This is a genomic window from Rhodococcus sp. P4_B6, from assembly GCF_056402215.1.
The window spans coordinates 1-1874 of record NZ_JBFUHV010000417.1; the positions used below are offsets into that span (position 1 = coordinate 1).

Annotated in this window: 2 protein-coding genes; both read left to right on the forward strand. The window is 53.8% G+C overall.

The annotated features are described in order from the left end of the window. The coding region (locus AC1DWT_RS51180; protein ID WP_477926259.1) for a glycosyltransferase at positions 1 to 756 on the forward strand (756 nt) is incomplete at its 5' end. 108 nt (positions 757 to 864) lie between these two features. Further along, the gene (locus tag AC1DWT_RS51185; protein WP_477926260.1) at positions 865 to 1773 is read left to right on the forward strand and encodes a glycosyltransferase; all 909 of its coding nucleotides are present in this window, start codon (positions 865 to 867) and stop codon (positions 1771 to 1773) included. Positions 1774 to 1874: the final 101 nt, after the last annotated feature.

Genomic DNA, 1874 nt, shown 5'->3' on the forward strand with positions numbered 1-1874 from the left:
CCACCGAGATCAGTGCGTAAATCCGCAGCGGCCCTGTGGGAGCTTATGCGCCGGATCCAGTGGAATTCTGAGCGATTTGTTGCCGCTGTTAGCACGGGGGCAGCGCTGGCTGTACCTGGGCTATACGTGTCGCGCTGGCATAGAGTTCCAAGCTTTTACATTGAAAGTGTTTCGCGGGTTCGCGGTCCTTCTCTGAGTGGTGCAATTGTTGCGAAGAATAGGGCGATCGACGTCTCGTGTCAGTACGAATCTTGGGCCGGCGGGCGTTGGTCTTACCGCGGTACAATTCTGGATCAATTTTTGCGTTTTCCAAGAACAGTGAACGTTGACCCAACGCTATTCGTAACTCTTGGAACAATTAAGCCGTACCGATTTGATTCACTTGTCGATGCGATTCTGGAATCGGGCCTGGCGAACGACAGCACGGTGTGGCAACTGGGTTGCACGGCTAGAACTAACCTCCCCGGACGAGTTTTCGCTGAAATGTCTAGCGCGGAATTTGACGCAGCGGCGAGAGATGCGGGTGTGGTTGTGACTCACTCGGGTGTGGGCACAATTTTGCGACTGCTCGAAATGGGGATTCATCCCGTCGTCGTGCCGCGGATTCAATCGCGTGGAGAACATGTGGACGATCACCAACTGCAGATTGCTTCGGTAGTTCGTCAGAGAGATATTGGTGCGGTTGCCAGCCCAAGCGAAATCACCGCTTCCCTTTTAGTTGCGAGTTCTGGGTATAACGTCAAGGAAGTCAAATAGCGTGCCGATACTCCAGAATCTGAGCGGCGTACGTAATATCCACCGGGAGGGTTGAAGTTGTCAAATGGCATAGTGATTAGCTGGGTGCAATATCACGGGAGATCGGCGATGCTCGCATCGGAGTTGGAATACCGCTGCGAGTTTATCTATACAGAGCGGAAGTTGCCTGCGCCAGTTCGCTATCTAGTCCAAGCAATACGCACCTGGAGCGTAATTCGAAACGGCAAATATTCCCAGGTCGTTGTTATGCTTCCTCCCCTTCCTGCCCTCCTGTGTGTTCTCGCCGCGGGGCAGCCGCGTATGTCAGTCGTTGGTGATCTGCACACCGGATTCTTTCTCAACCCCAAGTGGAAATGGATGTCCGGACTTGGTCTGTGGTTGCTCCGGGGAAGTCGCGCTATTGTTACCAACGGCGCCCTGGCTAAAATCTGCGCCCGTCGAGGTGTCGACGCGATCATTCTACATGATGTATTAAAGAAGCCGGAATTTGCCGATATTGGTGACCGGCCTCGGCGAAAAACAAATTCCCCGATCATCCTATGCCCGCTTGCATATGCGAACGATGAACCGATTGAAAGCATAATCGAAGCCGCAGAATCGCTGTCGGACGTTCGATTCATTTTCACAGGGAATGCGCCGAGCTGGATCAGGGATCGCGCGCCGCACAATATTGACTTCAGTGGGTATGTGTCAAATACCGAGTACTGGGAACTTCTCGCGAGTTGTTCAGGGGTGCTTGCGTTAACTGTACGCGACTTTACGATGCAACGCGCAGGTTACGAGGCTATGCTCGCGGGCAAGCCGCATGTAACGTCCGACTTTGCAACACTGAGAGAGTTTTACGGCGATTCCGCAGTCTATACTTCGTCCGAAGGTGTGGATATCGCTTCGGCTGTCCGGGAGATGCTTCAGCACTCAAGCCGCCTGATTGATAGTGCCGCAGCGGTACTTGCGCACCGTTCGACTGAGCAGCGTGAAGCGCTGAGCGTATTAGCGGGTAGTAATGGCAGCGCATGAAACGAAGGTCGCGCGGTCGATTAGTAGAGTTAGAATCTCAAGGTTGATCCGCTCGCCAGCTGGTCTGGTTATTGCGCGGCTACTGTCAGCCGCTTTGGCGT

What these genes read in the sequence shown, in the direction of transcription:
- AC1DWT_RS51185 (WP_477926260.1), top strand. Translation starts at nt 865, where the DNA reads ATGCTCGCATCGGAGTTGGAATACCGCTGCGAGTTTATCTATACAGAG.